This window comes from Allomesorhizobium camelthorni, assembly GCF_011045125.1.
GTDB classification, from domain to species: domain Bacteria; phylum Pseudomonadota; class Alphaproteobacteria; order Rhizobiales; family Rhizobiaceae; genus Allomesorhizobium; species Allomesorhizobium camelthorni.
On record NZ_JAAKZF010000162.1, the window covers coordinates 1 to 6,371 of the forward strand.

The 6,371-nt window shown below is 59.1% G+C and carries 4 protein-coding genes; all 4 read left to right on the forward strand.

The genetic code is table 11. The features are described 5' to 3' along the window. The first annotated feature begins 345 nt into the window (after positions 1-345). The 4 genes from G6N73_RS34200 to G6N73_RS34215 all read left to right on the forward strand — a co-directional run bounded on the left by G6N73_RS34200 (position 346) and on the right by G6N73_RS34215 (position 6,162). Positions 346-528 (forward strand): hypothetical protein, encoded by a 183-nt coding sequence (locus G6N73_RS34200; RefSeq protein ID WP_165034319.1) that lies wholly within the window; start codon positions 346-348, stop codon positions 526-528. Between the two features lie 209 nt (positions 529-737). Further along, positions 738-1,175, forward strand: a complete 438-nt coding sequence (locus G6N73_RS34205; protein WP_165034320.1) for a Ros/MucR family transcriptional regulator — start codon at positions 738-740, stop codon at positions 1,173-1,175. Between the two features lie 693 nt (positions 1,176-1,868). Next, entirely contained in the window at positions 1,869-2,276 is a 408-nt protein-coding gene (locus tag G6N73_RS34210; RefSeq protein ID WP_165034321.1) for a hypothetical protein, read from the forward strand. Between the two features lie 547 nt (positions 2,277-2,823). Beyond that, on the forward strand, positions 2,824-6,162 hold the full coding sequence (locus tag G6N73_RS34215) for a beta strand repeat-containing protein (protein WP_246252798.1): 3,339 nt from the start codon (positions 2,824-2,826) through the stop codon (positions 6,160-6,162). Positions 6,163-6,371 lie beyond the last annotated feature (209 nt).

The following is a 6,371-nucleotide window of genomic DNA, read 5'->3' on the forward strand; positions in this document are numbered from 1 at the left end:
ACTCCAAATTCTCGCAATTTTATGATTTCGGTGGCAGCGATCAAAATCATCTCGCCCAGATCGGACCGGGTGAAATGATCAGGCTCTTTCGCCATGCTGAGCAGCTCGTCGACCAGATCGGTGTCATTACTCATTGATGCCACCCCATGCCGCAAACTCCACAACATACACCAAGCCTGAACGGGCTGCATCCTATGCAAAATGGGGAGACCAGCCTTTCGGATGATGGTCAAGGCGCACCATCACCTAGTCCAAAGCGTTATATTGTGCAGCGCAGCAAGATATGGTGCACTGCGGTCCGTTGATGCTCATCCGTTCTGACGACCAGGAAGGAAGGAAGCAAGCATGGCAGACGAAATGCCACCAGCCGAAGGCCAGGACGAGGACAGCGTCGGGCGGTCAGGCGAAGACAAGGAGGCCCGGGCTTTCGCCGAGAAATTCAACATCTCGCTGGCCAAGGCCAGGCGGTTAGTCGAACTACATCGCACCGTCTTGGAGCGGGAGCTCAAAAAGCCGAAGAAGCGATAGCTCCATTAATCGGCCAAGCTGCCATCAGATCCTCTCGCCATGTAATCCGATCAGTGCCAAGGCGAGCCGCCCTGCAAAACGGATGAATGCCAAGGGCAGCGCCTCAGCTCTGCCGAATCCACAGGCTCGCACGAAGCATTACGCTATGATACGTTATGTTACACATCTGGTGCAGTCCCCTCCCCTGAAGGTGGGTGCGGGAGAACGCAATGGCCGAGACCGCGGCCCAGCCTGATATCGAAATAATCGCCGAGATTGTCTCGGCCTACGTGTCGAATAATGCCGTGCCTGTAGAAGGGTTGCCGGACCTGATTGCCAGCGTTGCAGCAACGGTTGGCAGGCTTGCGAAGCACGCCGCCGCAGTAGGAGAAAAGCCGCTGAAACCAGCGGTTCCGGTTAGGGAGTCGCTGGCGCGCGACTACATCGTCTGCCTTGAGGACGGAAAGAAATTCAAGTCGATCAAGCGGCATCTGTCGAGCCGGCACGGCATGACGCCCGATGAATACCGGGCGAAATGGAATCTCCCAGCGGACTATCCGATGGTCGCGCCCAGCTATACCGCGGCCCGTTCGCAATTGGCCAAGAAAATAGGCTTGGGCCTTAAGCGCGGCGAGAAGCCAAGGCGCCGCGGGCCGAACAGGGCGTAACCCCCCTGCAAGTAAGAAATTCCAGATGGCCACCTCATCACGGAATCGCCATCCTGAAGTCAGCAGTCTGCTTCCTTGTGGGCACATTTGCGCGAGCGATTAAATGGCAGACGAAAGCGTCGGCAGGAGAACAGCAACGCGCAGCCAAGCCAAAGGAGGCCGGGGGAGCCCAGGCTTGTCCGAAAAAATTCGACATCTTGCCGGCTTTGGCCAAGCGGATGATAAACTACACCGCGCGGCGTTGGAACGGGAGCTTCAAAAAGCCGAATAAATCAAGGCGCTAAGCAATTTAGCCGAGATACAATAGCGCTCGTTGCCGTATATTCTTGTCCCTGCCATGCACCCCCATCATGGCCGACCTGGCCGGCGAGCTCGCCCCCCACTCCTCTGGCATCGCCGGCCTCTTTCTTCGTGCTTCTTTGCGGCAACATACGCCCATCACCGCTTCGCTGCGCTACTCGCAAAACGCCGTGTACCTTGCGAATCTCGCGTTTTGCCGCCGCAAGGGGCCGCAATGCTTTTTGCTTCGGGGGGGTTCACGGAACCGGGTCCCTGCAGCGGCGGATTTGGAACGGGACAGCAAGGCTAGCCGGCCTGTAGATACCTAAATGAGATACCGAATCGACTATTCGGACTAGGCGCGGCGTTTATTCTCGTGCGCTAATATACCCCCGCTTAAAGCGGGAGGAAACCATGAGTAAACTGGTACGCATTCTTACCCTTTCGACGGCGTTAGCATTGCTGGCTTCATTCACCACCCCCTTCGTGATTGATGCTGCCCAAGCTAGTTCCGATGGCACTGGCGACGGCGACGGCGACGGCGACGGCACTGGCGATGGCGGCGACGGCGGCGACGACGACGGCGACGGCGACGGCGACGGCGATGGCGACGGCGATGGCGACAGCGATGGCGACGGCGGTGGCGACGGCGACAAGGGCGACAAGGGCGACAAGGGCGACAAAGGCGACAAAGGTCGCAAGGATGGCAAGGGCAAGGATGGCAAGGGCAAGGGTGGCAAGGGCAAGGGTGACAAGGGCAAGGGTGACAAGGGTGGCAAAGGCGACAAGGGCGGAAAGGGCGACAAGGGTCGGCAAAGGTAGTAACGGCCGCGGGAACGGTGAGGCGACGGTTTTCCCGGCAAGTCAGCTTTAGTGATACCAGTCGCTAGCCCGCAGAAATTCAGCCCTAAGCCGACCACAATCGCGGCCCGCGCAAGATTTTTACGGGCGCGGGCACGTCGATATACGCGCGCACAGCCCGGTCCACCCTTCGGCGGGCCATGCCGATTTGAACGTGGGAATCAGAATTGGGAGTGACTGCAGCACTTTCGCTCGCGGCGCGAATGGCCGTTCGGAGCGGACATTTCCCAGAAACCGGACTGAATGTCGCGCAAAACCAGCTTGCCTTCGCTGGATTGGGCCGCCGCGACTTCCTCTAACGTCATGCCAAGAGACCGACGGCGTAGCCACTTTATGTCGTTAGCTTTGCTGCTCACGGCCTTGGGGAGCTCCACGGCCAGTTTCCTGCCAGGCGCGCATTCTGTTCTTCGTTGCACTCGCCGCCGGCTCCGCATCGAAAGTCCGCGCACGGCGCAACAGAAGGTGCTGATGAAAGTGCTGCGCGGCGGCTGCGTCCGGCGCCAGCACGATGCCGAAATACGGTGTCAATCCGTCTGACGGCTTGGAAATCTACCTTCATTCGGCGGATGGAGGTTACGTCTACGATCAAATTGGTAATTCCGCAGGCCACAGAACAATGCAAACTGGGGATTTGCTAGGTCTGAGACATCAGCAATCAAACCCTCCAGTCACAGGCGGTGCGGCAATGGCAACCATAAATGGTAATTCATCAAATAATATCTTAATCGGGACTAATCTTGACGATGTTATCAACGGGTTTGCTGGAAACGACTTGATTCAGGGATTGGACGGCAATGACATCATCGATGGTGGCACGGGTATAGACACGGCCGACTACCGTGAAAAGACGCTCGGAATAACGGTAACGCTAACAGGGTCTATAGACACCATTGTCACAGTGGGCGGAATTGCCGAAGATACACTACGCCGGGTGGAGAATATCTTTGGCGGCTCGGGCGACGATTTTATCACGGGCGATGTGCTGGCAAACACGTTCCGCGGCGGCCTTGGGGCCGATATCCTCGACGGCGGGGCGGGTGTAGACACCGCCGACTACAGCGACAAATCCCAGTCCGTCGTCGTAACTCTCAACGGCTCGGCCAACTCAACCGTCACTGTCGGCGACTCGGCAGAGGACACGCTGCGCAACATCGAAAACGTCATTGGCGGTTCGGCAGGCGATATACTGACCGGAGACAACCTGAACAACTCCTTCCAGGGCGGGGGAGGCGCTGATGTTATCGATGGCGGTGGCGGCACCGACACCGCCGATTTTCGGGAAAAGACGACTTCCGTTGTCGTTTCGCTCAACGGCGCCGCGGACGCCACTGTATTCGTCGGCGGTGTCGCCGAGGACACGCTTCGCAACGTCGAGAATTTGATCGGAGGATCGGCGGGCGACATGTTCATTGGCGATGCGTTGGCCAACAAATTTTCCGGAGCCGAGGGCAATGATTGGCTCCGTGGCGGCTTGGGCGCCGACATTCTCGATGGTGGCGAGGACATCGATACCGCCGATTATAGTGACAAGAACGCGTCAGTGTCCGTCACGCTGAACGGCAGCAATCTCGCAACCGTCACCGTAGGTGGGGTTGCCGAAGACTCCATCGCGAAAATCGAGAACATTGTCGGCGGCTCGGGCGACGATTTTATCACAGGCGACGCGCTGGCAAACACGTTCCGCGGCGGCCTCGGGGCCGACATCCTCGACGGCGGGGCAGGTATCGACACAGCCGACTACAGCGACAAATCCCAGTCCGTCGTCCTGACGCTCAGTGGCGCATCGAACACCCTTGTCACCGTCAATGGCTCGGCCGAGGACACGCTGCGCAACATCGAAAACGTCATTGGCGGTTCGGCTGATGACACCTTGACCGGCGACAGTCTGAACAACTCCTTCCAGGGCGGAGCAGGAGCCGACACCATCGACGGAGGAAGCGGCAGCGATACCGCGGACTACCGCGACAAATCGGGGCCTATGACAATAATCTTGAACGGCGCCAATGCCAGCACAGTATTCGTGGGCAGCGTTGCGGAGGATTCGATCCGCAACATCGAAAACATCCTCGCTGGATCCGGAGACGACTCGCTCACGGGCGACGCCCTGGCCAACACTTTGGACGGCGGCGCTGGAAACGACACGGTTGATTATAGCGGGAGAACCGGTTCCGTACTGGTGACGTTGAACGGGGGAACAGACGCCAGGGTCACTATTGGCGGTAGCCTGGAGGATACGCTCCGCAACGTCGAGAACATCATCGGCGGCTCGGGCTCCGATACGATCATCGGCGATGCGCACGCGAATGTTCTCATTGGAGGTGGCGGTGGGGACATCCTGAAAGGCGGGCTCGGATCGGACATTCTGGACGGCGCCGTTGGCAGCGACACGGCTGACTTCAGCGACAAGACCGCTTCGGTGGTCGTCGCCCTTAATGGCTCAAACAATGCGGTGGCAACCGTTGGTGGTGTCGCGGAAGATACCCTCCGCAACATCGAGAATATCTTCGGCGGTGCGGGCGCGGATCTGCTGACCGGCGACGGGCTTGCCAACATCCTCCGGGGTGGAGGGGCGGCCGACGTGCTGGACGGCGGCGGCGGGGTGGACACGGCAGACTACCGGGAAAAGACCGTATCCGTGGTCGCCACGCTGAACGGCGCTGCGGACACGGTCGTGAAGATCGGAGGCGTGAACGAGGATACAATCCGAAACATCGAGAACATTTCGGGCGGCTCCGCTGGAGACACTCTGACCGGGGATGCTTCCGTCAACGTTCTGTTGGGCAACGGCGGCGCGGATTTTCTCACCGGCGGTTTGGGAAACGATGTTCTGGACGGAGGCGCCGGGCTCGACTCGGCCGATTTCAGGGAGAAGACAGGCGCGATTGTAGTTGCCCTCAACGGTGCGGCCAATGTGCGAGTTTCGGTCGGGGGTGTCCTTGAGGACACGCTGCGCAATGTGGAGAATATCTTCTCCGGGTCGGGCGCTGACACCCTGATCGGGGACGGGCAGGCCAACCTGTTTCGAGGCGGACTCGGGCAAGACGTCATTGACGGCGGCGCGGGCAGCGACACGGCAGACTATCGCGAGAAGAAGACGGCAGTCGTTGTCACGCTCAACGGCGCGACGGATGCCGTGGTTAAGGTTGGTGGCGTGGCTGAAGATACAATTCGTAACGTCGAAAACGTATTTGGCGGTTCAGGCCACGACATCCTGACTGGCGACACCTTCGCCAACACCCTTTCAGGCAACGACGGCCGCGATCTGCTGACCGGAGGTGGCGGCGCTGATATCCTCGATGGCGGCGCAGGTGTCGACACTGCAAGCTATCGCGACAAGTCCGCGTCCGTCGTGCTCACTTTGAGCGGTGCGACAAACGCCACGGCGACGATAGGGGGCGTCGCAGAAGACACCGTGCGCAATATCGAGAACGTGCTTGGCGGCACGGGTGATGACAGGTTGACAGGGGACGCGGCGGCCAACCTTCTTTCCGGGGGTGGAGGCAATGATGTCCTCGATGGGGGAGCCGGGTCAGATACTTTCCAGTTCGATTTCGCCCTTGATTCTTCGAGCAATGTGGACACGATCCTCAATTTCTCGACGGGTGACAAAATTGCCCTGGCCAGCTCTGTCTTTAGCGCCTTGAGTACAGGCGCTCTTTCAAATGCGCAATTCTTCTCCGGCTCTGGGGCAAACGCCGCCCAGGATTCAGACGACAGGATAATATACGATTCCAGCAGCGGCGCGCTGTACTACGATGCAGACGGGTTGGGTGGCGTCTCTGCTGTCCAGTTCGCCGTAATCGACATGCATCCGGTACTGTCGAGCGGTGATTTTCTTGTGGTCTGACGCCTCGGCCAACGAGGATTGTTGTCTGCGGCGCAGTTTCGATTTCGAAGCTGGCGGCCTGTCAGCGAATGGAGGAGGCCCACCATCAACTGCGGCCATGTCGAGCTTTGAATGTTCGGTTCGAGTCAGGAGCACCAGTCCAGCGAACGTCGGCGTTCGGAGGCATAAGAGACACCGGAACCTAAGGAGCTTTAGCTACTTTATGTCGT